Source organism: Streptomyces sp. GESEQ-4, assembly GCF_017948455.1.
Taxonomy (GTDB): Bacteria; Actinomycetota; Actinomycetes; order Streptomycetales; family Streptomycetaceae; genus Streptomyces.
On sequence record NZ_JAFFSU010000001.1, the window covers coordinates 86408 to 110253 of the forward strand.

The following is a 23846-nucleotide window of genomic DNA, read 5'->3' on the forward strand; positions in this document are numbered from 1 at the left end:
GGAGCCCCATCCTGGCACCGAGGGGATGATTCAAACAACCATCTGTAGGTTTCCTCGGTGGTTCATCCATGCACGGCGGTCGCGCCGGGCGCTCGGCTCAGCGGGTGCGCCGGGACTTCACCGCATGCCGCGGAGTGATGTGGTCGGTCAGCGCCAGGGACGCGCTGGCCCGCTGGTAGGAGAGCTGGGCTACGCGGACGTACAGGCAGTCGATGAGGAGCAGGGAGGAGTGCCGACTGCCGATGCTCTCGGCGCGGAAGCTGGTCTCCGAGGAGGAGATGATGAGCCGGATGTCTGCGGCCTTGGCGAGCGGGGAACGGGGGTCGGACGTGATCGCCACGGTGGTGGCACCGCGCTCCTTGGCCATCTCGAACGGCTCGATGGTCTCCCGGGTCGCTCCGGAGTGCGAGATGCCGATGGCGACGTCTGCCGGGGTGAGCAGGGCGGCGGAAGTGGCCGCGCCATGCACCTCGGTCCAACCTCGCACCGCGCAGCCGATGCGGAACAGCCGGGTCTCGGTCTCCTGTGCCAGGGCCCCGCTTCCGCCGACTCCGTACACGTCGATGCGGCGCGCACGGGCCGTGGCCTGGGCCGCGCGCTCGACGGCGTCGAGATCCATCCGGTCGATGGTCTGCTGGACCGCGCGCAGATCCGCGGTGCCGACGACCTGCACGACCCGTTCCAGGCTGTCGTCGGGGGCGATGTCGGGGCCGATCTCGGCGGTGCCCCAGTCCGAGACCTCGCCGCGGCCGCGCTCCTGGGCCAGTTCGATCAGCAGATGCTGGTATGAGTCGAGCCCGATGGCCCGGCAGAACCGGGTCACCGTCGCCTGGGAGGTACCGGTCCGGCGGCCCAGTTCGGCGGCCGAGCAGTGGGTGACGGCGGCCGGATCCTCCAGGATCAGCTCGCCGACCTTCCGCAGTGAGCCGGCCAGCCGGGGCAGCTCGGTGCGGATCAGTGTGGTGACGTCCGTGGCAGGCATACGACGAAGGTAACAGCCACCGTTCAGGTCACCGATTGAATTCCAGGACCCAACGGCAAGGGTGCGCTTCCTCATTGCTCGCGACCCACGGCGTGTGATTTATTGATTCATCTGCGCTGTTGTGTGAGGTGGTTCAATCCACCAGTGGGGAGTATCCCGTGTCCGTCGAGTCCGTGAGCGCCCAGGGCTTCGCCCGCGAGGGCATGGCCGCCCTCCACCGCATCACCGAGTCCGCCGGCGGCGAGGTGACGCGCGCCGCCGAACTGATCGCCCAGTGCGTGCGCTCGGACGGCGTCATCCACGCCTTCGGTACCGGCCACTCCCAAGCCATGGTCCTCGAACTCGCGGGCCGCGCCGGGGGGTTGGTCCCTACGAACCGCCTCAGCATCGCCGACCTCGTGCTCTACGGCGGTGACCCGCCCAGCGTCCTCGACGACCCGCTCCTGGAGCGCCAGGCGGGAGTCGCCCAGCGGATCTACGACCTCGCCGCCCCCCGACCGGAGGACCTCTTCGTCATCATCTCCAACTCCGGCGTCAACAACGTCATCGTCGAAATGGCCCTGCACGCCAAGGAAGCAGGCCACCGGCTCCTGGCCATCACCTCCCTCCCCCACACCCGGGCCGTCCCCGCCGCCCACCCGAGCGGCAAGAAGCTCGCCGACATCGCCGACGTGGTCCTCGACAACGCGGCCCCACGCGGCGACGCCCTCCTCGAACTCCCCGGCGGCGGCGCCATCTGCGCCCTGTCCACCCTCACCGGCGTGATGCTCATCCAGATGACAGTCGCCGAGGCAGCCTCCCTCCTCCTGGCCTCCGGTGACCGCCCGCCGGTGTACGTCTCGGCGAACGTGCCGGGCGGCTTCGAGGGCAACCTGGAGTTGGAGAAGCGATACGCGGGCCGCATCCGTCGCACCGCGAGCTAGTAGCGCCCCAAAGGGCGCGGGGAACTGCGCGACCAGCCACAACGGCGCCGCAGACGAAGAACTACCGGTCCGACCGAGCAAGCACGCTGAGCGCATTCGCGATGACAACCGCCGTGATACCCGCCCACTCCATCCACCCCAGCCCTTCACCGAGCCCGACCCACCCGACCACCGCCGCAAGCACCGGATTGACGCTCATGAACAGCCCGAACGCCGCCGCCGGCACCCGGCGCAGCGCGAACAGGTCGGCCAGATACGGCACCGCCGAGGACAGCACCCCCGCGGCCACGGCACACGCGGTGGCCATCAGGGTCGGCGGATGCTGGACCGCCACGACGAGCCCGACCGGCAGGAACATCAGCGCGGACAGCCCGGCCGCGGCTGCCGAACCCTGTGCTCCCGGGATACGCCGTCCGACGGTCCGGTTGAGCAGGATGTACGACGCCCAGCACAGGGCCGCGAGCAGCGCCAGCCCCATGCCGAGATAGTCGGCCGACGGCTGCGGCCGCATCAGGACGACGACCCCCGCCGCGGCGAGCAGCGCCCCGCAGGCGTCCAGGCGCCGCCGCGTGGCCGCGAGCGCGATGCTCAGCGGACCCAGGAATTCCAGCGTCACCGCCAGCCCGAGGCCGATGCGGTCGATGGCGCTGTACAGGGACAGGTTCATCGTCCCGAACACCACGGCCAGCAGCAGCACCGGCCACCACTGCCCCCAGGTGAACGACCGCAGCCGAGGTCTGCCCACGGCCAACAGGACGGCCGCGGCGACGTACTGGCGCACCGCGACGACACCGACGGGGCCGATCACGGGGAACGCGAGCGAGCCGATCGCGGCCCCGATCTGGTTGGACAGCCCGCTGCCCGCCATCGTGGCCACCCCGGCGAGCGGGGGCCGTTCCGGGGCCGGGAGCGGTCCGGCGGCGGACAGGGATGCGGCGGGGCGTGCGGGTGCTCCTTGCATGCTCCGATCGTGCGCCCGTTCCCCACTTGCGCAAAATGCATCCGGCTCGGGATCTATACGCTGGACGCATGGATGTGGAACTGCGGCAGCTGCGCTGTCTCGTCGCGATCGTCGACGAGGGCACCTTCACCGACGCCGCCCTCGCCCTCGACGTCTCCCAGGCCGCCGTCTCCCGCACCCTGGCCTCGCTGGAAAAGGCCCTGGGCGTACGGCTGTTGCGGCGGACCTCGCGCGAGGTGACCCCGACCGGGGCCGGGGTGCGGGTGGTGGCGCACGCCCGGCGTGTGCTCGCCGAGGTGGACGACCTGGTGCGGGAGGCCGCGTCCGGCCATGCCCAGCTGCGGATCGGCTACGCCTGGTCCGCGCTCGGCCGGCACACCGTCGCCTTCCAGCGCCGCTGGGCCGAGCTGCGTCCGAAGACCGATCTGCACCTGGTCCGCGTCAACTCGGGCACGGCCGGACTCGCGGAGGGCGCCTGCGATCTGGCCGTCGTACGGCGGCCCGTGGACGATCGGCGGTTCGAGTCGGCCATCGTCGGTCTGGAGCGGCGGCTGTGTGCGGTGGCCGGCGACGATCCGCTGGCCCGGCGCCGCTCGGTCCGGCTGGCCGACCTCGCCGGGCGCACGCTCCTCGTCGACCGCCGCACCGGCACCACGACCGCGGACCTGTGGCCGCCGGACTCCCGCCCGGCCGTCGAGGAGACCCACGACATCGACGACTGGCTCACCGTGATCTCCGCGGGCCGCGGCATCGGCATCACGGCCGAGTCCACCGCCAACCAGTATCCGCGGCCCGGCGTCGTCTATCGCCCGGTGCGCGACGCCGAGCCGATCGCCGTACGCCTCGCCTGGTGGCGGGACGACCCGCATCCCGCCGCGCAGGCCGTGATGGAACTGGTCACCGAGCTGTACCGCGAGGGTTGAGCGCAGGGGACATGGGGGCAATACGCCGGACAAAATTGTTGACAATTTTGTTTGGCTAGATTTACGTTCGACAGGCACTCACTCAGGGAGGGCACACGATGCCGAAACAAGCCCGTCCGAGCACCGGAGAGCAGGCCAAACAGCATGCGCTCGCGCAGCTGCGGCAGGCGATCCTGCACGGCGAGATGGCACCGGCACAGCGACTGGTGGAGAACGAACTCGCCGAGCAGTTCGATGTGACACGGGCGAGCATCCGTGCGGCACTCATCGATCTGGAGGCCCAGGGCCTCGTGGAGCGGATCCGCAACCGCGGCTCGCGGGTGCGGGTGGTGACCGTGGAGGAAGCGGTCGCCATCACCGAGTGCCGGATGGTCCTCGAGGGGCTGTGCGCGGCGAAGGCGGCCGTCGCGGCCAGCGACGAGCAGCTGATGGAACTGGCGGACCTGGGCACGGCGATGAGCAAGGCCGTGGCCGACGGCGAGCCGATGACGTACTCCGAACTGAACCAGGAACTGCATGCCAGGATCCGGGAGTTCTCCGGCCAGCGCACGGCCGTGGAGCTGCTGGAGCGGCTCAATGCCCAACTGGTGCGCCACCGCTTCCAGTTGGCCCTGCGGCCCGGTCGTCCGCAGCAATCCCTGAACGAGCATCTGGCGATGATCGAGGCGATCAGGGCCAGGGACCCCCAGGCGGCCGAAGCGGCCGTCCGCGCCCACCTCACCAGCGTGATCGACGCGTTGCAGGACTGACGCGCGCGGGGCGGGCGCCCCTCTGTCCATCAAGGAGATTTCCGCAATGACGCATGCCGAAGCGCCCGCCACCACTCCACCACCACGGTCGACCCTCGTCGTCACCGCGCATGCCGGGGACTTCGTGTGGCGGGCCGGCGGAGCCATCGCCCTGGCCGCCTCGCGGGGGGAGAGGGTCACCATCGCCTGCCTGGCCTTCGGCGAGCGCGGCGAGTCCGCCAAGGCGTGGCGCGAGGGCAAGCAACTGGAGGAGATCAAGGCGATACGCCGGGACGAGGCCGAGCGCGCCGCCGAAACCCTCGGCGCCGAGGTCCGCTTCTTCGACGCCGGCGACTATCCACTGGTCCCCACAGCGGAGTTGACCGACCGACTGGTCGAGGTCTACCGCGAGACGCAGCCCGATGTCGTCCTCACCCACCCGACGGAGGACCCGTACAACGGCGACCACCCGGCCGCCAACCGCATGGCCCTGGAAGCCCGGATCCTCGCCCAGGCCATCGGCTACCCGGGGGAGGGCGACATCATCGGCGCCCCGCCGGTCTTCTACTTCGAGCCGCACCAGCCCGAGATGAGCGGCTTCAAGCCCGAGGTGCTGCTCGACATCACCGAGGTGTGGGACACCAAGCGCAAGGCGATGGAGTGCCTCGGGGCGCAGCAGCACCTGTGGGACTACTACACCGACCTCGCCGTGCGCCGCGGCGTCCAGCTCAAGCGCAACGCCGGACCCAACCTGGGCCTTGCCCACAAGACCATGGCCGAGGCGTTCATGCGTCCCTATCCGCAGATCGCGAAGGAGCTGGCATGAGCGGCGTGATCGTCACCGACCCGCCGAAGGCCGACGCCAAGGACGTCGAGGCGCTCGCCGGATTCGGCGTGGCCACCGTGAGCGAGGCGCTGGGGCGCACCGGTCTGCTCGGCCCGGAGATCCGCCCCATCCAGCAGGGCGTGCGTGTCGCCGGTACGGCCGTCACCGTGCTCAGCTGGCCCGGCGACAACCTCATGATCCACGCGGCCGTCGAGCAGTGCGGCGAGGGCGACATCCTCGTCGTCACCACCACCTCCCCGTCCACCGACGGCATGTTCGGCGAACTGTTCGCCACCGCGCTGCGACGGCGGGGCGTCCGTGGCCTGGTCAGCAACGCCGGTGTCCGCGACACCCAGGAGCTGCGCGAGATGGACTTCCCGGCCTGGTCCCGGGCGGTCTCCGCGCAGGGCACGGTCAAGACCACCGGCGGCTCGGTCAACGTACCGGTCGCGATCGACGGCCAGGTGATCCGCCCCGGCGATGCGATCCTCGCCGACGACGACGGCGTGGTGGTCGTCCCGCGCGAGCGCGTCCGCGCCACCGTCGAGGCGTCCGCGGCTCGCGAGGCCAAGGAGGCCAAGGCCCGCGCCGCCTTCCTCGACGGACAACTGGGCCTGGACCGCTACGGGTTGCGGGAGACGTTGCGGCGGCTCGGCGTCGAGTACCGGACCTACGAGGAATACACGGGGGAGCGGTCGTGAGCCACGGGCCCGAGGAAGTGCCCTGCATGCTGATGCGCGGCGGCACCTCCAAGGGCGCCTACTTCCTCGCCGACGACCTGCCCGCCGATCCCGGTGACCGCGACGACCTGCTGCTGCGGGTCATGGGCAGCCCCGACCCGCGCCAGATCGACGGCCTGGGCGGCGCGCACCCGCTCACCAGCAAGGTGGCCGTCATCTCCCGCTCGGCCGGTCCCGAGGCGGACGTCGACTACCTGTTCCTCCAAGTCGCCGTCGACCACCCTGAAGTGACGGACCATCAGAACTGCGGCAACGTCCTCGCCGGAGTCGGTCCCTTCGCCGTGGAACGCGGCCTGGTCGACGCGGACGACGCCGAGACGACCGTACGCATCCGGATGCTCAACACCGGAGAGCTGGCCGTCGCGACCTTCCCCACCCCCGGTGGCCGGGTCGACTACACCGGCTCCGCGGAGATCTCCGGAGTGCCGGGCGCAGCCGCTGCCGTCGTGATCGAGTTCCCGCCGGGCGCCGGCCCGCTGCTGCCCACCGGTCACGTCCGCGACACCGTCGCCGGTACCGAGGTCACCTGCGTGGACAACGGGATGCCGACCGTGCTGATCCCCGCCTCCGCCCTCGGCGTCACCGGCTACGAGGCGCCCAAGGACCTGGAGGAGAACGTCACCCTCGTCGACAGGCTGCGCGAAATCCGGCTGGAGGCAGGGAAGTTGATGGGTCTGGCCGACGTGGACGGCGCCACCGTGCCCAAGCTCAGCCTGCTCGCGCCGCCCCGGGACGGCGGTGCGGTGACGACCCGCACCTTCATCCCCGTCCGCTGCCACACCTCCATCGGCGTCCTGGGCGCCGCGAGCGTGGCGGCGGGGCTGCTCGTGCCCGGCGGCGTGGGGGAGGGGATCGCGGAACCCCCCGGCCAGGGCGAGCGCGTACGCATCGAGCACCCCACCGGATTCCTCGACATCGAAACCACCGTGGAGCCCGGATCCGCTCAGACCGCTCCCGTGGTCCGCCGCACCGCCGTCGTGCGCACCGCACGGAAGATCTTCGACGGCACCGTCTTCCCCCGCGCTGCCGAACCACCGCTTGGAGGCACACCATGACCCCGCCGCTCGGTGACATCGCCCATGTCGGCCACGCCCAGCTGTTCACCCCGGACCTGGACGCCAGTGTCGCCTTCTTCACCGACTACCTGGGCCTGACCGTCAACGGGCAGCAGGGAGACACCGTTTACCTGCGGACCTTCGACGACTACGAACACCACAGCCTCGTCCTCACCGCCCGCGAACAGCCGGGCCTCGGCCGGCTCGCACTGCGCACCTCCAGCGAGGAGGCCCTTCAGCGACGCGTCGGCGCGATCGAGGACGCCGGCGGCACCGGCACCTGGGTCGAGGACGAGCCCGGCCTCGGCAAGCTCTACGTCACGACCGACCCGGACGGCCACGAGCACGCGTTGTACTGGGAGAGCCAACACTACGAAGCCCCCGAGGAGTTGCGGCCCGCGCTGAAGAACCAGCCCCAGGCCAAGCCCAACCGGGGCGTGGGCGTACGCCGGCTCGACCACATCAACTTCCTCGCCGCCGACGTACTCGCCAACGCGGAGTTCCAGCAACAGCTCCTCGGCGCACGACCCACGGAGCAGATCCGGCTCGACACGGGGAAGATCGCCGCCCGCTGGCTGACCTTCACGAACAAGTCGTACGACGTCGTCTACACCTCGGACTGGACCGGCTCCACCGGTCGACTGCACCACATCGCCTTCGCCACGGACACCCGCGAGGAGATCCTGCGCGCCGCCGATCTCGCCATCGACAGTGGTGTGTTCATCGAGACCGGACCGCACAAGCACGCCATCCAGCAGACGTTCTTCCTCTACGTCTACGAGCCGGGCGGCAACCGCATCGAGCTGTGCAACCCGCTCACGCGGCTGGTCCTGGCCCCCGACTGGCCGCTGATCACCTGGACCGAGGAGGAGCGGAAGAAGGGCCAGGCCTGGGGTCTGAAGACCATCGAGTCGTTCCACACGCACGGGACGCCGCCGGCCGGGCCGCCGACCGCTTCGGCGCCCCGCGCATCTCGGCGATCTGGTTCGCGCTGACCGCCGCCGGGGTCTTTCTGCTCAGCGTCCATATGCCGATGAGCGTGACGATGATCGTCGTCTTCCTCACCGGCGTTTTCCTGAACAGCGCCCAGACGATGATCTACGCGACCGTCTCCATCCTTTCCACCCCGGACAGCCGCGCCACCGCCGTCGGCTGGACCTCCGGCATGGGCCGCTTCGGCGCCGTCTTCGGCCCCTGGCTCGGCGGCCGGCTCCTCGCCGCGAACCACGGCGACTGGGGCTTCACCGCCTTCGCCATCGCCGGCCTCTCCTCCATGGTCTTCATCGGCATCGCCTCACTGCGCGGCCCGAAGCGGTCCACGGGGGCCGGTGTGCAGCAGGAACTGGCGGCCACGCACTGATGAGTTGAGGGAGAGTGCGGCGAAGTTCGGGGTCGGTGTGCGGTCCGTCCAAGGGCTCCGAGGCCCGCGGACCGCCCTGGCCGGGGGACCGCTCAGTCCCTGGCCCGTACGCCGTCGAGCGCGACGGTCAGTACGCGGTCGCGCTGGGCCTCGTCGAGGAAGTGCGTCGCGGTGATGCCCGAGACCATCCGCAGCAGGTCGTCGAAGTTCATGTCCTTGCGCGCCTCGCCCGCCTCCTGCGCCCGCTGGAACAGCGGGCCGCCCGCCGCGTACATCGACTCCCGGCAGGCCAGGAAGATCTCCGACTCGTTGTTGAGGGCCTCGCGGATGGCCCGCTTGGTGACGGTGTAGTCGACGAACCGCCGCAGCCACGAGGTCAGCGCCTCCCACGGCTCCCGGTCGGCGACCGCCACGGCGACCTGGCACAGGTCGTTCACCTCGGTCGCGTACACGCTCTCGAACAGATGGCGGCGGGTCGGGAAGTTCCGGTACAGCGTGCCGATGCCGACGCCCGCCCGCCGCGCGATGTCCTCAAGGGAGGCTTCCGCGCCGTGCTCGGCGAACGCCTCACGGGCGGCCACCAGCAGCGCGTCGTAGTTGCGCGCGGCGTCCTTACGGTGCGGCCGGCGCGACGCGACGATCTCGCTGACGGGGTACGGCTGGGCCGTCACTGCTGCCTCCCAGGGGCGGACAGGTTGAAGCGGAGGTATGCCTCCGCTACAGTGGAGGGGTACCTCCACTTTAGCAGTGCGGGGTCCGTTCGCCGTGGACGCGTGACGTCTACGACGCGAAGACCCCTCACCCTCTTCCCCTCACACTCGTCCGCGACCGGACGCTCTCGGCCGCACCCTGTTCGGATTCGGAGAGGCTCTCCATGCCCCGCAAGTCCACCCGTCTCACCTTCGCGGTCCTCGCGAGCGGTGCCGGCGTGTTCGCCATGCTGCAGTCACTGATCGCGCCGGCCCTGCCGACCGTCCAGCACGCGCTCGACACCTCGCAGGCCACCGCGACCTGGGTGATGACGGCGTATCTGCTGTCCGCCTCGATCTTCACGCCGATCCTCGGCCGCGTCGGCGACCTGATCGGTAAGAAACGCACCCTCGTCGCCGTCCTGTCCGTCGTGGCCGTCGGCTGTCTGCTCGCCGCACTCGCGCCGACCATCGGCGTACTGATCGTCGCCCGGGTCGTCCAGGGCGTCGGCGGCGCGCTGTTCCCGCTGTCCTTCGGCATCATCCGGGACGAGTTCGCCCCGTCCCAGGTGAGCGGCAGCATCAGCACCCTGTCCGCGGTGATCGCCGCGGGCGGCGGCGTCGGCATGGTCGCGGCCGGACCCATCGTGTCCGCGCTCGACTACCGCTGGCTGTTCTGGATCCCCGTGGCGATCGTCGCCGTGACCACGCTGATCGCCTTGCGCTACGTACCCGAGTCGCCCAACCGGGCCGCGGGGAACGTCAATTGGCTCGGCGCCGGGCTGCTGTCGGCCTGGCTGGTGGCTCTGTTGCTGCCGCTCAGCCAGGCGAGCCTCTGGGGCTGGGGCTCGACCCGGGTGATCGGCCTGTTCGCCGCCGCCGTAGCGCTCTTCGCGCTGTGGCTGCTGGTCGAATCCCGCTCGCGCACGCCGCTGATCGACCTGCGCGTGATGCGGCTGCCCGCCGTGTGGACCACCAACACCGCCGCGCTGCTGTTCGGCGCGGGCATGTACGCGATCTGGTCCTTCCTCCCCGGATTCGTGCAGACCCCCAGCTCCGCCGGATACGGCTTCGGCTCCAGCGTCACCGCCGCCGGACTGCTCATGCTGCCGATGCTCGTCGCGATGTTCCTCTCGGGCATGCTGAGCGGCCGCCTGGAACCGGTCCTGGGCGCCAAGACACTGCTCACAGCGGGTGCGTCGCTCGGCGCGCTCGCCTGCGGCTTCCTCGCTCTCTGGCACGACGAGCAGTGGCAAGTCGCCTTCGTGGCAGGCGTGTTCGGCCTCGGCATCGGACTGGCCTTCGCCTCCATGGCCAACCTGATCGTGGGCAGCGTCCCGGCCGACCAGACCGGCGCCGCGACCGGCATGAACGCCAACATCCGCACCATCGGCGGTTCCATCGGCGCCGCAGTCACCAGCGTCCTGGTCACCGGCCACCTCCAACCCTCCGGCCTGCCCTACGAATCCGGCTACACCCACGGCTTCGCCCTGCTGGCCCTCCTCTGCCTCGCCGCGGCACTGGCCGCCCTGCTGGTCCCCGTCGGACGAGCCTCCGGCCTGACCGCGCGTGCCCGCGCCGCCGAGGACACGGCGTCAGTACCCGTACGCGTGCGTTAGGGTTGACCTGCGCGTTCCCACGGAACCCCGCGGGACGCGCAGCCGGGACGTGGCGCAGCTTGGTAGCGCACTTGACTGGGGGTCAAGGGGTCGCAGGTTCAAATCCTGTCGTCCCGACGGCACGAAGGGTCTTCGCAGGCGAGAGCCTGTGGGGGCCCTTTTCGTGTGGGTCGTTTCCGATCTTCGAAGTTGAGCATGCCGCTCATCGGCACGGAGGCCGGCGACGACGCCGAATCGAGACGCGGTCGGCGTCGACGGTGCTGAACAAGCACAAGGCGGCTCTTCTGCCGGATCTGTGGCTGGCCGAGCCGGAGGGCTGGCGCCCAACGGCATCGAGATCATGCTCAAGCGTCGGGGGCTTGCGGCCGGGCTGGTCAAGCTACACGCGCACCGATGGCGGTACACCTTCGCCCACGAGTGGAATTGCGCCGGGGGTGACACCGGTGATCTGATGATGCTGCTCGGCTGGCCCTCGGAGGAGATCCCGCGCCGCTACGGGGCCAGCGCCGCTGCCGAGCGCGCCCAGGAGACCCACCATCGGGGCTGGTCGAGGGCGCAAAGCCGTCCGTCGTCAGCCCTCCAGGTGCACCTCGGCCTGGTCGCAAAGGTTCACTCGGCCACCCACGTGAGTCCGTCCTCCGAGGCCACCAGACCGCCGGGGCGCAGCGGGGTCTCCTCCTCCAACGGGCCGCCGAAGAGGCCCCGTTCCTGGAGGACCGTGCCCTCCTGGAAGACCTGGCGGATCGAGGCGGACTCGAAGAGCGGATTGCGCAGGCCGTCGGAGTCCGGGAGCCGGCCGACGGCCTGGTCGAGTTCCGAGGCGGTGGTCGTCAGCCGGGCACCCGCCTGTCCGGGCCCGGCGAGGGACGTGTCGCCGGAGGCCAGTCCGCCCACCAGGTCGACGAACGCCTCCAGTTCCGTCGAGTCGACGTGGGTGACCTTGCGTGCCTTCCAGAAGTACGACCGTTCGTCCTGGTGCATGTCGTAGAAGGAGACCAGGAACTCGTGGAACAGGCCGTACTCGTGCCGGTAGCGGGCCCCGAACTCGTCGAAGAGGCGGCCCTCGTCGAGCGTTCCGGCGAGGCCGCTGTTGATGGAGCGGGCCGCGAGCAGGGCGCCGTACGTGGCGAGGTGCACTCCGGAGGACAGCACCGGGTCGACGAAGCACGCCGCGTCGCCGACCAGCACCATGCCGGGCCGCCACAACCGTGACTTCCAGTACGACCAGTCCTTGCGGACCCGCACCTGGTCGTACGGCGCTTCGGTGGCTTGCGGCACCCCGTGCAGGAGGTCCTGGACCTCCGGGCAGGAGTCGATCAGCCCGCGCCAGGCCGTCACCGGGTCCTGCTGGATCGCGGCGGCGTTGTCCCGGCCGACGACCGCTCCGACGCTGGTGAGGTCGTCCCTCAGCGGGATGTACCAGAGCCAGCCCTCGTCGAAGGCGGCGCAGAAGATGTTGCCGTCGTTCGGCTTCGGGAGCCGCGCGCCGCCGGCGAAGTAGCCGAACACCGCGATGTTTCGGAAGAAGTCGGAGTACGTCCGCCTGCCGCCGACCTCGCCGTGGATCCGGCTGCCGTTGCCGGACGCGTCCACGACGTAACGGGCCCGGGCCTCGCGGATCTCCCCGGCGGGGCCCGTCCAGTTGACGCCCCTGACGCGCTCCTCGTCGGCGAGTACGCCCTTGACCCGGCAGCTTTCCCGTACGTCGACGCCGACCCGGCGGGCGTTGTCCAGCAGGATCGCGTCGAACCGGGACCGCTCGACCTGGTAGGCGAACGAGGTCGGGTCGGCCAGCCGCGGGGACAGGGCGAAGGAGAACTGCCACGGGTCCCGGTTCCGGCCCCAACGGAAGGTCCCGCCGCGCTTCGGCTTGAAGCCCGCCCGCGCCACCTCCTCCTCGACGCCCAGGATGCGGCACACCCCGTGCACGGTGGACGGGAGCAGCGACTCGCCGATCTGGTACCGGGGGAACGTCTGCTGCTCCAGCAGGAGGACGCGGTGGCCCCGCAGGGCCACGGCCGTGGCGGCGGTCGAACCGGCCGGGCCGCCGCCCACGACGATCACGTCGAACTCCTCGCTCTCCCAGGTCTCTCCGGTCTCATGGTCGGGGTTCACTGCTCTCCTCCTGCGGTCGGCGCCGACGGAGCCTCCGTGCGGCCGAGGGAATTGATCCAGGTGCGGACGGCCGCCGCCGTGGTCCGGGTGTGTTCCCGCATGAACGAGAAGTGGTCGCCGGGGACATCGACACTGGTGTGCGGCAGCGGCCAGGAGGTCCGCCACTCGTCCGGGGCCGCGCCCGCCTCCATCGCGGGCGTCGGCCGGGTGGCCCGAACCAGCAGGGTGGGGGTGGCGACCGGCTCCGGCTCCCAGTCCAGGAACATGCGGGTGTACGCGCCCAGCGCCGCCACCCCGGTGTCCTCGTCCCCGGTGAACTGGTTCCCGCCCAGGCGCGGCGCGATCACAGCGGGCAGGGACAGCAGCCAGTCCTTGTCGCTGTTGCCGTCGTTGATGAGGTACGTGTCGAGCAGCACCTGTCCGACGGGCGGGCTCCCCATGGCTTCGAGTCGCCGGGTCACCGCGTGGGCGACCGCGCCTCCGGTGCTCACGCCGACGATCACGAAGGGCCGGTCGCCGACGTGCCGCAGCACCGTCTCCGCGTGCGTCCGGGCGAGCGTGTCCCGGTCGGCCGGCACGGCACGGCCCGCCCCGATGCCGGGGTGCGGGAGTTCGAGGACGTCCAGTTCGCCCTGGAAGTGGGCGTGGAATCCGGCGAATTCACCACCGGGCGCGGCGAAGGGCGGGTGGTACCCGGTGAGGAAGACGAGTACCGGCCCCTCAGGGGAACCGTCGGCGCGCCGCAGCGGAGGCAGGGCGTGCTCCCGGCCGGCGTCCGGGCCGAAGGTCGGCATCGCCCAGGAGGCCGTGACCAGCATGTGCATCGCCGCGACCACGTGCCCGGCCTCACAGACCCGCCGGTAGAGCGAGGAGAGCGTCTGCGCGGGCCGGTCGTCCGTAGGCGCGCGCTCCGGCTCCGGTGCGACGTCGGGCAGGTCCTCCAGTAGACCGAGTACGTGGCGGGCCAGCCCCTGGGCTGTCGGGTGCTCGAACACCACGGCGGCGGACAGCCTCAGCCGCAGGGCCATGCTCAGCCGGTTGCGGACCTGGACCGCCATCAGGGAGTCGAAGCCCAGCTCGGCGAAGGACTTGCCGGTAGGCAGCGCGTCGGCATCCGGGTAGCCGAGGACCGTCGCCACGTCGGCGCTCATCAACTCCGCGAGGGCGTCCTCCCGTTGGGCGGCGGGCAGCCCGGCCAGCACCTTGCGCCACGCACCCGGCTCCGAGAGCTGCTCCGCACCGGGCGAAGAGTCGGTACCGGCACCATCCCCGGTTCCGGCGGCCGGCCTGCGTGGCGGCACCAGTCCGCGCAGCAGCGGCGGCAGGGGGCCCCGGGCGGACCTGAGAGCCCCCCGGTCCAGCAGGATCGGCGCCAGTACGGGCTCGCCCGCGCGCAGCGCCGCGTCGAACAGGGCCAGGCCCTGCTCCACGGAGAGCGCCCGGAGCACATCAGCGGCCGCCCGGTTCGGGACACCTGCACCCGCACGTGCACCAGCCGTCCGGCTCGGGACCCCCGCGTCCCCACCGGCCATGCCGGCCCCGTGCTCCCACGGTCCCCAGGCCAAGGACACGGCGGGCAGCCCCAGTCGGGAGCGGTGCCGGGCCAGGGCGTCCAGGAAGACGTTCGCCGCCGCGTAGTTGCCTTGGCCGGCGCGGCCCAGCAGGCCGGACACCGAGGAGAACAGGACGAACGCCGACAGGTCCAGGTGCCGGGTCAGCTCGTGCAGATGCCAGGCCGCGTCCGCCTTCGGCCGCAGCACCGCCGCCATCCGCTCGGGTGTCAGCGCGGCAAGGACACTGTCGTCCAGCACCCCCGCCGCATGCACCACGCCGGTCAGCGCGGGCGAGCACCCGTTGATCACCTCGGCGAGCGCGGCGCGGTCGGCCGCGTCACAGGCCACGATCCGCACCTCGGCACCCAACTCCTCCAGCATGACGCGCAGTTCCTCGGCATTCGGCGCCTGTGGCCCCTGCCGACCGGTGAGCAGCAGGTGCCGTACGCCGTGGGAGGCCACGAGATGGCGGGCGACTTCCGCGCCCAGCGCGCCGGTACCCCCGGTGATCAGGACCGTGCCGTCCGGCCCGAAGCTGCCGCTGCTGGCGGAGAGGTCGTCGGCGCCGATCAGGCGCGGCACCGCCAAGTGCCCGTTGCGAACAGAGAGTTGGCTCTCATCGCCGGCCACCGCCGCTGGGAGCAGCCGCAGCGATTCCGGCCGCCCGTCCACGTCGACGAGGACGACACGCCCCGGCAGCTCCGCCTGTGCCGCACGCACCAGCCCCCACACAGCGGCCCCGGCCGGATCCGGGTCGGGTGCGGTCGCGTCCCGCGTCACCACCACCAGCCGGGAGCCCGCCGTCCGAGGGTCGTCCTGCCAGTCCTGCAGGGTACGGAGCACCCTGCCGGTCAGCCGGTGTACGGCGGGCAGTGGATCGGCATCCGTCACCGGGCCGCCGCCGACGGCCGTGACGACGACAGTGTCCGGTTCGGGTGCGTCGGTCCCCACGACGTCGGGGAGTGACCCGCGCAGGTCCAGCTCGTCCGGGCCCACCAGCGCCCAGCGTACGCCAGCCACGGGCCGCTCGCCCTCCGATTCCTCGACCGCGGTCCACTGGGGGCGCAACAGGGCCCGGCGCACGACGTCGGTCGCCGATTCGACCGTCTCGGCGGGGAGTTCACGCGTGGTCAAGGAGTCCACGTGCGCCACCGGGCGCCCCGACGGGTCGGTCAGGGTGACCGAGACCGCGTCCGTCCCGCCCGGAGTGATCTGTACGCGTACCTCCGACGCACCCGTCGCGTACAGGCGTACGCCGTTCCACGCGAACGGCACCCGGACCGTGTCGGAGTCGGGTGCCGAGCCCGTGAGGAGCGGGGCGTGCAGGGCCGCGTCCAGCAGCGCCGGATGGATCCCGAACCGGTCGGCGTGCCCCAACTCGACGTCGGGCAGGCGGACTTCCGCGAAGATTTCGTCGCCGCGCCGCCAGGCCGCGCGTACGCCCCGGAAGGCCGGGCCGTAGGCGAGACCGCCGTCCGCGAGTCTGTCGTACGCGTGGGCGAGGTCGACCTCGGTCGCGTCCTGCGGTGGCCACACCGCCGGTTCCGTCTCCGGCCGGGCGGTCTCCGTGCCGCCGAGGAGCCCTGTGGCGTGCCGGGTCCAGCCGGGCTCGGAGTCGTCCGTGGCGGGCCGGGCGTAGCAGTCGACCGGGCGCCGGCCGGAGTCGTCCGCCGGGCCCACGACGACTTGGACGCGAACGCCCGTGGCCGCGGGCAGGATCAGCGGGGCCAGGACCACGAGTTCGTCGAGCGTGCCGCAGCCGACCTCGCCGCCCGCCCGTACGGCCATCTCCACGAACCCTGTCGCGGGGACCAGGGCCGTCCCGCCGATCACATGGTCGGCGAGCCACGGGTGGGTGGTGGTGGAGAGCAGGCCGGAGAACACCGTCCGGTCGGTGTCCGGCACGGCGAACGCCGGGCCCAGCAGCGGGTGTTCGTGCGGATCCGCGGCGGGGACGGGGGTGCGTGGCGCGTCCAGCCAGTACCGCTGCCGCTGGAAGGCGTACGTCGGCAGATCGTCCACGTGCCGTGCACCGCTGCCCGCGAACACGGAGGGCCAGGCGACGCGAGTTCCGCGCACATGGAGCCGGGCCACGGCGGCGAGCAGGGTCTTCGGTTCGGGATCGCCACCGCGGGTGGCGGCGGCACACACCGGGGCGGGGCCCTCTTCGTCCGGGTCGGTCAGACAGTCCTCGGCCGCGGCGGTCAGCGCGGGACCCGGGCCGATCTCCAGGAACGCCGACACCCCGTTGCTTCCGAGCCATCGCACGGAGTCGGCGAACCGTACCGGCAGACGGGCGTGCCTCACCCAGTACTCCGGCGAACACAGTTCCCCGGCCCCGGCCGGGCGGCCCGACACGGCCGAGACGACCGGGATCCGCGGCGGCCGGAAGGTCAGCCCCTCGGCGACCCGGCGGAAGTCGTCGAGCATCGGTTCCACGAGTGGCGAGTGGAAGGCGTGGCCGACCCGCAGACGTACGGTCCTGCGACCTCGCGCCTCGAATCCGGCCGCCACGGCCAGCACCGCGTCCCCCACTCCCGAAATCACCACCGTGCGTGGCCCGTTGACCGAGGCGATCGCCACCTGGTCGCCGCGCGTGGGGAGTACGGCGAGAACTTCCTCCTCCGTCGCGTGCAGCGCCACCATCGCACCGCCATCGGGCAGGGCGTGCATCAACCTGCCACGGGCCGCTACGAGTTCCGCCGCGTCGGCCAGGTCCAGCACTCCTGCGACATGGGCCGCCGCCAGCTCCCCCACAGAGTGCCCCGCCAGGAAGTCGGGGCGCACTCCCCAGGACTCCAGCAGCCGGAACAGCGCCACCTCGAACGCGAACAGACCGGCCTGGGTGAAGTCCGTACGGTCGAGCAGGGCTGCCTCCGGCGCACCCGGCTCCGCGGACAGCACCACGTCGAGAGGGTGTTCCAGGCGGCCTTTCAGTGCCCGGCAGACCTCGTCGAAGGCCGAGCCGAAGGCGGGGAACGTGGCACGCAACTCCGCACCCATACGGGCACGTTGAGAGCCCTGACCAGTGAACAGGAAGGCCGTACGGACGCCGGTATCGGCGACGGCACGTTCCGCGTCGGTGCCGTCGGCGAGCGCCTCCAGCGCGGTCAGCGTCCGCGCCCGGTCGTCGGCCGGAACCATCGCCCGGTGGGCGAGCGGGGACCTCGACACGGCCAGGGAGAAGCCGACGTCGGTGGACGACAGGTGGGGCCGGGCCGCCACATGGGCGGCGAGACGGCGGGCCTGGGACCGCAGGGCGGCCTCGTCGGCGCCGGAGAGCAGCCAGGGCACCGGCACCTCCGCGGTGCTCGGTCCGGTGTCGGGCGGCCGCGGGGCCTCCTCCAGGATCACGTGCGCGTTGGTCCCGCTGATGCCGAAGGCGGACACGCCGGCCCGGCGCGGCCCGGAGTCCGTCACCGGCCAGGGCCGGGACTCGGCCAGCAGTTCCACCCGGCCTGCCGACCAGTCGACGTGCGGGGTGGGTTCCTTCGCGTACAGCGTGCGCGGGAGCTGTTCGTGCCGCATGGCCTGCACCATCTTGATGACCCCGGCGACACCGGCGGCCGCCTGGGTGTGCCCCAGGTTGGACTTGACCGAGCCCAGCCACAGCGGCGGCCGGTCCTCGGCCCGCCCCTGTCCGTAGGTGGCCAGCAGGGCCCCCGCCTCGACGGGGTCGCCGAGCGTGGTGCCCGTGCCGTGTGCCTCCACCACGTCCACGTCGTCCGCGCTGAGCGCGGCGTCGGCCAACGCCCGTGTGATCAGGCGCTGTTGGGCCTGGCCGTTCGGGGCCGTCAGGCCGTTGGACGCACCGTCGGAGTTGACGGCGGAGCCGCGCAGCACGGCCAGGACCGGGTGTCCGTTGCGGCGGGCGTCGGACAGCCGCTCCAGAAGCACCAGTCCCGCGCCCTCGCCCCAGGCGGTGCCGTCCGCCGAGGCCGAGAACGACTTGCAGCGGCCGTCGGGCGAGAGAGCGCGCTGTCGGCTGAAGGCCGTGAACGCCTTGGGCGTCGCCATCACGGTGACGCCGCCGGCGAGGGCCAGGGAGCATTCGCCGGAGCGCAGCGCCCCGGCCGCCCAGTGCAGTGCCACCAGCGAGGACGAGCACGCGGTGTCGAGGGTGATCGACGGCCCGCGCAGGCCGTACACGTACGAGATCCGGCCGGAGGCCACGCTGCCCGCCGAGCCCAGGGCCAGATGGGCCTCCAGCTCGTTCCGCGTCAGGCGGGCGGAGTAGTCCCCGTGCATCACACCGACGAACACACCCGTGTCGCTCTCGCGCAGCGCCGCCGGGGCGATGCCCGCCCGCTCCCAGACCTCCCACGAGGTCTCGAGCAGCAGCCGCTGCTGCGGGTCCATGGCCAGCGCCTCGCGCGGCGAGATCCCGAACAGGCCCGCGTCGAACTCCGCGGCCCGGTGCAGGAATCCGCCGCTGCGGGTGTACGAGGTGCCGACCCGGTCCGGGTCCGGGTCGTACAGGGCGGGCAGGTCCCAGCCCCGGTCGGCGGGGAAGCCCGAGATCGCGTCCCGGCCCTCCGTCACCAGGTGCCACAGATCGTCGGGGGAGTGCACGTCGCCGGGGTAACGGCAGCCCATGGCGACGATCACCACGGGGTCGTCCGCTCCCGTTCCCGCGGCGAGGTGCGGCACAGTTGTGGGCGCCGGGGTGAAGAGAATGTCGTGCACGTGCCGGGTCAGGGCGGTCGGAGTGGGATGGTCGAAGATCAGCGTCGGGGGGAGCCGCAGCCCGGTCGCCTCGCCGAGCCGGTCGATCAACGTGACGGCTCCCGCGGACGTCAGCCCGAGATCGGTGAACGGGCGGTCGGCGTCGAGCCGTTCGTACGGTCCCTCACCGCACACCCCGGCCGTCTCCGCGAGCACCGCCTCGCGCAGGGCGCGTTCCCGCCCCTCCGGCGGGAGGGCGAGCAGCCGTCGGCGCAGGGCACCGTCGGCCGCCGTCGGGGAGTCGGGGCGGACCTCGGGCGCCGGCCGGGCCAGGTCCGGCAGGACCGCGTGGCGGGCGATCTTGCCGGACGCCGTACGCGGGACGGCCGCTATCTCGCGGATCTCGACGGGCAGCTTGTACGCGGCCAGGCGCCCCCGGCACGCGGCCAGTACCCGCCGCGGGTCGAACCCGTCCGGTCCCGGAACGACGTAGGCCACCGGGACCTCCCCGAGGACGTCGTGCGGCCTGCCCACCGCCACCGCGTCCCGCACACCGGGACAGTGCAGCAGGGCCTGCTCGATCTCGGTGGGGTGGATGTTCTCCCCGCCCCGGATGATCAGCTCGCTGACCCGGCCGGTGAGGGTGAGATGGCCGTGCGCGACGCGCCGCCCCAGGTCACCGGTGCGGTACCAGCCGTCCCGCAGCGCGGCCGCCGTCGCCTCGGCCTGGTTGTGGTAACCGGTCATCAGACTCGGACCACGCGTCCAGATCTCGCCCTCGTCGCCGTCCGCGACATCGTTGCCAGAGCCCGGATCGACCAGCCGTACGTCCATCCCCGGGACCGGCGGCCCACAGGACCCGTCGACCCTCGGCCCGTCCGGCCGATTCACCGCGATCATCCCGCAGGTCTCGGTACTGCCGTACGCGTCGAGCAGCGGCGCCCCCAGAAGGTCCTCCACCGCCCGCCGCAGGGTCGGCGCACTCGGGGCGCCGGCCACGACGCACGTCCGCAGACCCGCCAGGGGCGAGGTGTCCTCGGCCGCCGACGCCACCAATTGGTGGTAGACGGCGGGCACCCCTGCCAGGACGGTGTAGGAGCCGCCGAGGGATGCGTGAGGCGCGCGCAACTCCCTCAACAGGCCCCCGGGCGGCAGCAGTTCGCCGGTGATCCGGGCGCTCGCGCCGACCGCGGTGACCCCCAGGATCGCCAGCGAGTGCCCGAAGCTGTGGAACAACGGGAGCGGCCAGAGCAGCCTGTCCTCGGGAGAGAGCCCGAAGATCGGCGCGTAACAGGCAGCCACCGACCACAGGGCCGCGCGCTGCGTCGACAGCACACCCTTGGGCCGGTGCGTGGTGCCGGAGGTGTAGAGCATCCAGGCCGGATCGTCGAGCCCGAGGTCGTCCCGGGGCGGGACGGCGGGCTCCGCCTCGGCCACCTCCTCGAAGAGAACCGTGCCCTCGGGGGCGTCCGACGGGACCGGATCCGTACCGGTGAGCAGGACGCGCATACGGCCGTGCAGGGCGCCCGCGCGGTGCAGCCGGGCGAGGTGCGCGCGGTCGGTGACGACGACCGAGGCCCCGCTGTCCTTCAGGAAGTGGTCGAGTTCGGCGTCCGAGGACCGGGGGTTGAGGGGGACGCCAACCGCCGCCCCCCGGACGGTGGCGAGGACGCTCTCCACCATCTCCACGCAGTTGCCGAGACAGATCGCGACCCGGTCCCCGCGCCGCACACCCGCCCCCGCGAGATACGCGGCCAGCCGGCCGGTGCGCCGCTCCAACTCGGCGTAGGTGACGCCCCGTGCGTCGTCGGCGTACGCCACGCGCAACGGTGACCTCGCGACATGCGCCTTCAGCAGTTCCGGCAGCGGACGGATCAGCTCGTCGCGCGTCATGTACCCGCCCCTCCGGCACGTGTCGCAGCACGGCCGCCGTCAATCTCCTTGCAGAGCAACGGTATTGAGGGTAGGGGCAGGTCGGCCGGATGATCGAATGTTTCGGCGACCGGCGTTGCGTCATGCCGATGTCACAGCACCACCACCGAGCGCAGGATGTCGCCGCACCAGGACGACTTCAGCGCGCCGCCGCGCTCGAACACATCGAGCAGCGGCAGTTCGAGCTTCATCTCCGGGGTGGACACCCCCACCAGGACCACCGTGCCGGCCAGGTCGCGGGCGTCGCAGGCCTGCTTGTAGGTCTCCGGGCGGCCCACCGCCTCGATCACCACGTCCGCGCCGAACCCGCCGGTCAGCTCACGGATCGCCGCCACCGCATCCGTCTCACGGGAGTTGACCGTGTGCGTGGCGCCCATCGCCCGGGCCGTCTCCAGCTTCCGGTCGTCGATGTCCACCGCGATGATCTACGCCGCGCCCGCCAGATTCGCCCCGGCCACCGCCGCATCGCCGCCGCAGCCGATCACCGCGACCGTGTCGCCGCGGCCGACCTGTCCGGTGTTGATCGCGGCACCGATTCCGACCACCCCACAGCCGAGCAGGCCGGCCACCTGGGGCGCCACACTCGGGTCGACCTTGGTGCACTGCCCGGCCGCCACCAGCGTCTTCTCCGTGAACACCCGTACATATGTGTTGACTTGTCGGGCTCTCAGCAAAAGCGCGACGACGGAAGCACCGGAGCGCGCAGCGGTTCTCTTCAATCTGTGGAAGGCGGTGCGTGACGCGACGAGGCCGCCCGGCGGAGGCCCGGGCACACAGACTCCTTTACTCGGCCGAGTACGCTGGACAGTGACCTCGAAGAACGATCCTTCGCACGCCGCTCGTGGAGCACCCAACTGGGGGTCAAGGGGTCGCAGGTTCAAACCTGTCGTCCCGACAGTGCGAAGGGTCTTCGCAGGCGAGAGCCTGTGGGAGCCCTTTTCGTATGGGTCGTTTCCGATCTTCGAGGTCGAGCACGCCGCTCATCGGCGCCTTTTCCCGGAGATTTGCGAGGATGCCGCTGCTGGACCTGGACAAGCTCACTGCGGGGCTGTCGACGACCTGGTCGGGATTCCTGCGGGACTGGGACCGCTCGCTGCGGTCGCGCGCCGGCGCCGACACCGGCGACCTGATGTTGCGGCAGATCAGCAGCTACTAAGGAGTTACTAAGCCGCCACTGAGCCCCTCGCAGCAACCGTCCAGTTGGCGTGACGCCGTGCCCTCCGCGTGCCTTGGTCGGCGGCGATGAGCCTGAAACAGCCGACCGGCAGCACTGCAGGCCGCACCGCCCCGGTCTCCGCACGGACTTATGGTTGAGCCAGGATCTGATCGAGAAGATCACCACGATCGGCATCCCTACGACGCCTGTCCGTCGGCGGCTGGTCAGACCGGGTCGACTACCTCGCGGATCCCACTGCCGCACTGGATGTTCCCTGCGTCCTGCTACGCCCCGACGGCCACGTCGCCTGGATCGGCGACGATCAGCAGGAACTGGACGACCACCTCTCCCGCTGGTCCGGCAAGCCCGCCAACTGATTTCGCCTGAGCAACCATGTCCTCTGAGGGCTCCCCGCCCGCATCGTGCTATGCGCGTGGCGTCAGCCCAGCATGTCGCGCAGTCGCTCGACGGCGTGGAGGCGTTCCTGGTGCGTGTCGGCCAGCGGCTTCACGCACAGGGTCGTCACTCCGGCGGCCGCAAAGGCTTCGAGCTGTGCGGCGATCTGTTCCTTCGTCCCCACGAGGGATATGGCCTTCAACAGTCCCTGGGGAACGGCGGCTTCGGCCTCCTGCTTCTTTCCTGACAAGTACAGGTCCTGGATCTGCGCCGCCTCCCGTTCGTAGCCGTACCGAGCGGCGAGCCGGGCGTAGAAGTTCTTGTTCCTCGCGCCCATCCCCCCGATGTAGAGGGCCAGTTGTGGCCGAGCTCGGTCCAGCAGGTGTTCCACGTCGTCGCCGAGGGCCAGAGGCGCCGTCACGGTGATGTCGAGCGTGCCCAGTGCCGCATCGCGCCGGGCCAGCCCCGCGGTCAGTGCCGCTCCCCACACCTCGGCGGCCTTTCCGGGATGGAAGAACACGGGCAGCCAGCCCTCGGCGAGCTCGGCCGTCAGCTCGACGTTCTTCGGTCCGATCGCCGCCAGGGTGATGGGGATGCGGGAGCGGACCGGCTTGTTGAGGAGTTTCAGGGGCTTGCCGAGCCCCGTGCCCCGCTCGGCGGGAAGCGGAAGCGGGTACTTCGGACCCGGGTGCACCACCGGTTCGCCCCGCCACACCTGACGGCAGATCTCCACCACCTCGCGGGTGCGGCTGAGCGGCGCGTCGTACGGCACCCCGTGGAAGCCCTCGATCACCTGCGGTCCCGACGCTCCGAGGCCCAGCGTGAACCGGCCGCCGGAGAGATCGTCCAGACCGGCGGCGGTCATCGCCAGGAGCGTCGGCGTACGGGTGAAGACCGGGAGGATCCCGGAGGCGATCTCCAGGCGTTCGGTACGAGCCGCGAGGTAGCCCAACCGGCTGACGGCGTCGAACGAGTAGGCCTCCGGTACGAAGGCGATCTCGACCCCTGCCGTCTCGAAATCCCTTACGGCACGGACCGTTTCGATGAAGTCGCCGCTGTAATCCAGTGTCATACCGATACGCATGCGAAGGCCCCTCGTCTTCTGATCGGCTGAGATTTTATCGAACGATCGTTTAACACCGTACCGGCCTTCCTGTCCAGGCGGAACAGGTGGGCTCGTGGCCCTTCAACCCGGCCTCTCTGTAAGCGATCATGTGCACGGA

At 71.4% G+C, this 23846-nt stretch carries 16 protein-coding genes, 1 tRNA gene and 2 pseudogenes; 12 read left to right on the forward strand and 7 right to left on the reverse strand.

Going from position 1 to position 23846, the window contains the following annotated elements; translation table 11 throughout:
• Nucleotides 1-97: 97 nt before the first annotated feature.
• Nucleotides 98-982 carry a MurR/RpiR family transcriptional regulator gene (locus KCH48_RS00420; RefSeq protein WP_210569202.1) on the reverse strand — a complete coding sequence of 295 codons (885 nt, stop codon included), beginning with the start codon at nucleotides 980-982 and terminating at the stop codon, nucleotides 98-100.
• Nucleotides 983-1140: 158 nt separating this feature from the next.
• Between KCH48_RS00420 and KCH48_RS00425 the strand changes: the two genes are divergently transcribed.
• Complete coding sequence (locus KCH48_RS00425) at nucleotides 1141-1905, forward strand: sugar isomerase domain-containing protein (RefSeq protein WP_210569204.1); 765 nt, start codon at nucleotides 1141-1143, stop codon at nucleotides 1903-1905.
• Nucleotides 1906-1966: 61 nt separating this feature from the next.
• On the opposite strand, the gene KCH48_RS00430 is transcribed toward KCH48_RS00425, so the two are convergent.
• The gene (locus tag KCH48_RS00430) at nucleotides 1967-2866 is read right to left on the reverse strand and encodes a DMT family transporter (protein ID WP_210569206.1); all 900 of its coding nucleotides are present in this window, start codon (nucleotides 2864-2866) and stop codon (nucleotides 1967-1969) included.
• 68 nt (nucleotides 2867-2934) lie between these two features.
• Between KCH48_RS00430 and KCH48_RS00435 the strand changes: the two genes are divergently transcribed.
• From KCH48_RS00435 to KCH48_RS00465, 7 genes are all read left to right on the forward strand, one after another.
• A complete protein-coding gene (locus tag KCH48_RS00435) occupies nucleotides 2935-3789 on the forward strand; it encodes a LysR family transcriptional regulator (RefSeq protein WP_210569207.1) in 855 nt (284 codons plus the stop codon).
• Between the two features lie 98 nt (nucleotides 3790-3887).
• Nucleotides 3888-4538: a GntR family transcriptional regulator gene (locus tag KCH48_RS00440; RefSeq protein WP_210569210.1), complete on the forward strand. Its 651-nt coding sequence runs from the start codon at nucleotides 3888-3890 to the stop codon at nucleotides 4536-4538.
• Between the two features lie 46 nt (nucleotides 4539-4584).
• A complete protein-coding gene (locus KCH48_RS00445; RefSeq protein WP_210569211.1) occupies nucleotides 4585-5343 on the forward strand; it encodes a PIG-L deacetylase family protein in 759 nt (252 codons plus the stop codon).
• Nucleotides 5340-6044 carry a 4-carboxy-4-hydroxy-2-oxoadipate aldolase/oxaloacetate decarboxylase gene (locus KCH48_RS00450; protein ID WP_210569213.1) on the forward strand — a complete coding sequence of 235 codons (705 nt, stop codon included), beginning with the start codon at nucleotides 5340-5342 and terminating at the stop codon, nucleotides 6042-6044. The genes KCH48_RS00445 and KCH48_RS00450 overlap by 4 nt, the downstream gene beginning before the upstream one ends.
• 26 nt (nucleotides 6045-6070) lie before the next feature.
• Complete coding sequence (locus KCH48_RS00455) at nucleotides 6071-7138, forward strand: 4-oxalomesaconate tautomerase (protein WP_210570851.1); 1068 nt, start codon at nucleotides 6071-6073, stop codon at nucleotides 7136-7138.
• Nucleotides 7135-8133: a catechol 2,3-dioxygenase gene (locus KCH48_RS00460; protein ID WP_210569215.1), complete on the forward strand. Its 999-nt coding sequence runs from the start codon at nucleotides 7135-7137 to the stop codon at nucleotides 8131-8133. Before KCH48_RS00455 ends, KCH48_RS00460 begins: the two co-directional genes overlap by 4 nt.
• Nucleotides 8130-8498, forward strand: coding sequence for a hypothetical protein (locus KCH48_RS00465; protein WP_374104648.1), 369 nt, complete (start codon nucleotides 8130-8132; stop codon nucleotides 8496-8498). Before KCH48_RS00460 ends, KCH48_RS00465 begins: the two co-directional genes overlap by 4 nt.
• A gap of 92 nt (nucleotides 8499-8590) precedes the next feature.
• On the opposite strand, the gene KCH48_RS00470 is transcribed toward KCH48_RS00465, so the two are convergent.
• Nucleotides 8591-9169 carry a TetR/AcrR family transcriptional regulator gene (locus KCH48_RS00470; RefSeq protein WP_210569217.1) on the reverse strand — a complete coding sequence of 193 codons (579 nt, stop codon included), beginning with the start codon at nucleotides 9167-9169 and terminating at the stop codon, nucleotides 8591-8593.
• A gap of 203 nt (nucleotides 9170-9372) precedes the next feature.
• Here KCH48_RS00470 and KCH48_RS00475 point away from each other — a divergent pair, with 203 nt between their 5' ends.
• Together KCH48_RS00475 and KCH48_RS00480 are read left to right on the forward strand one after the other, a co-directional pair.
• Entirely contained in the window at nucleotides 9373-10806 is a 1434-nt protein-coding gene (locus KCH48_RS00475; protein WP_210569219.1) for an MFS transporter, read from the forward strand.
• 43 nt (nucleotides 10807-10849) lie between these two features.
• Nucleotides 10850-10923 (forward strand) — tRNA-Pro (locus tag KCH48_RS00480).
• Nucleotides 10924-11415: 492 nt separating this feature from the next.
• Here KCH48_RS00480 and KCH48_RS00485 read toward each other — a convergent pair.
• The 3 genes and pseudogenes from KCH48_RS00485 to KCH48_RS00495 form a co-directional block, all read right to left on the reverse strand.
• Nucleotides 11416-12921, reverse strand: coding sequence for a tryptophan 7-halogenase (locus tag KCH48_RS00485; protein WP_210569222.1), 1506 nt, complete (start codon nucleotides 12919-12921; stop codon nucleotides 11416-11418).
• Complete coding sequence (locus KCH48_RS00490; RefSeq protein ID WP_210569224.1) at nucleotides 12918-21032, reverse strand: type I polyketide synthase; 8115 nt, start codon at nucleotides 21030-21032, stop codon at nucleotides 12918-12920. The genes KCH48_RS00485 and KCH48_RS00490 overlap by 4 nt, the downstream gene beginning before the upstream one ends.
• A gap of 146 nt (nucleotides 21033-21178) precedes the next feature.
• Nucleotides 21179-21715 (reverse strand): annotated as a pseudogene (locus KCH48_RS00495) (zinc-binding dehydrogenase); the annotation flags it as partial.
• A 368-nt stretch (nucleotides 21716-22083) separates the two neighbouring features.
• On the opposite strand from KCH48_RS00495, the gene KCH48_RS00500 reads away from it, so the two are divergent.
• Nucleotides 22084-22227, forward strand: coding sequence for a hypothetical protein (locus KCH48_RS00500; protein ID WP_210569226.1), 144 nt, complete (start codon nucleotides 22084-22086; stop codon nucleotides 22225-22227).
• A 203-nt stretch (nucleotides 22228-22430) separates the two neighbouring features.
• Nucleotides 22431-22604 (forward strand): annotated as a pseudogene (locus KCH48_RS41890) (monooxygenase); the annotation flags it as partial.
• A 62-nt stretch (nucleotides 22605-22666) separates the two neighbouring features.
• Here KCH48_RS41890 and KCH48_RS00505 read toward each other — a convergent pair.
• Complete coding sequence (locus tag KCH48_RS00505) at nucleotides 22667-23707, reverse strand: LLM class F420-dependent oxidoreductase (RefSeq protein ID WP_210569228.1); 1041 nt, start codon at nucleotides 23705-23707, stop codon at nucleotides 22667-22669.
• Nucleotides 23708-23846: the final 139 nt, after the last annotated feature.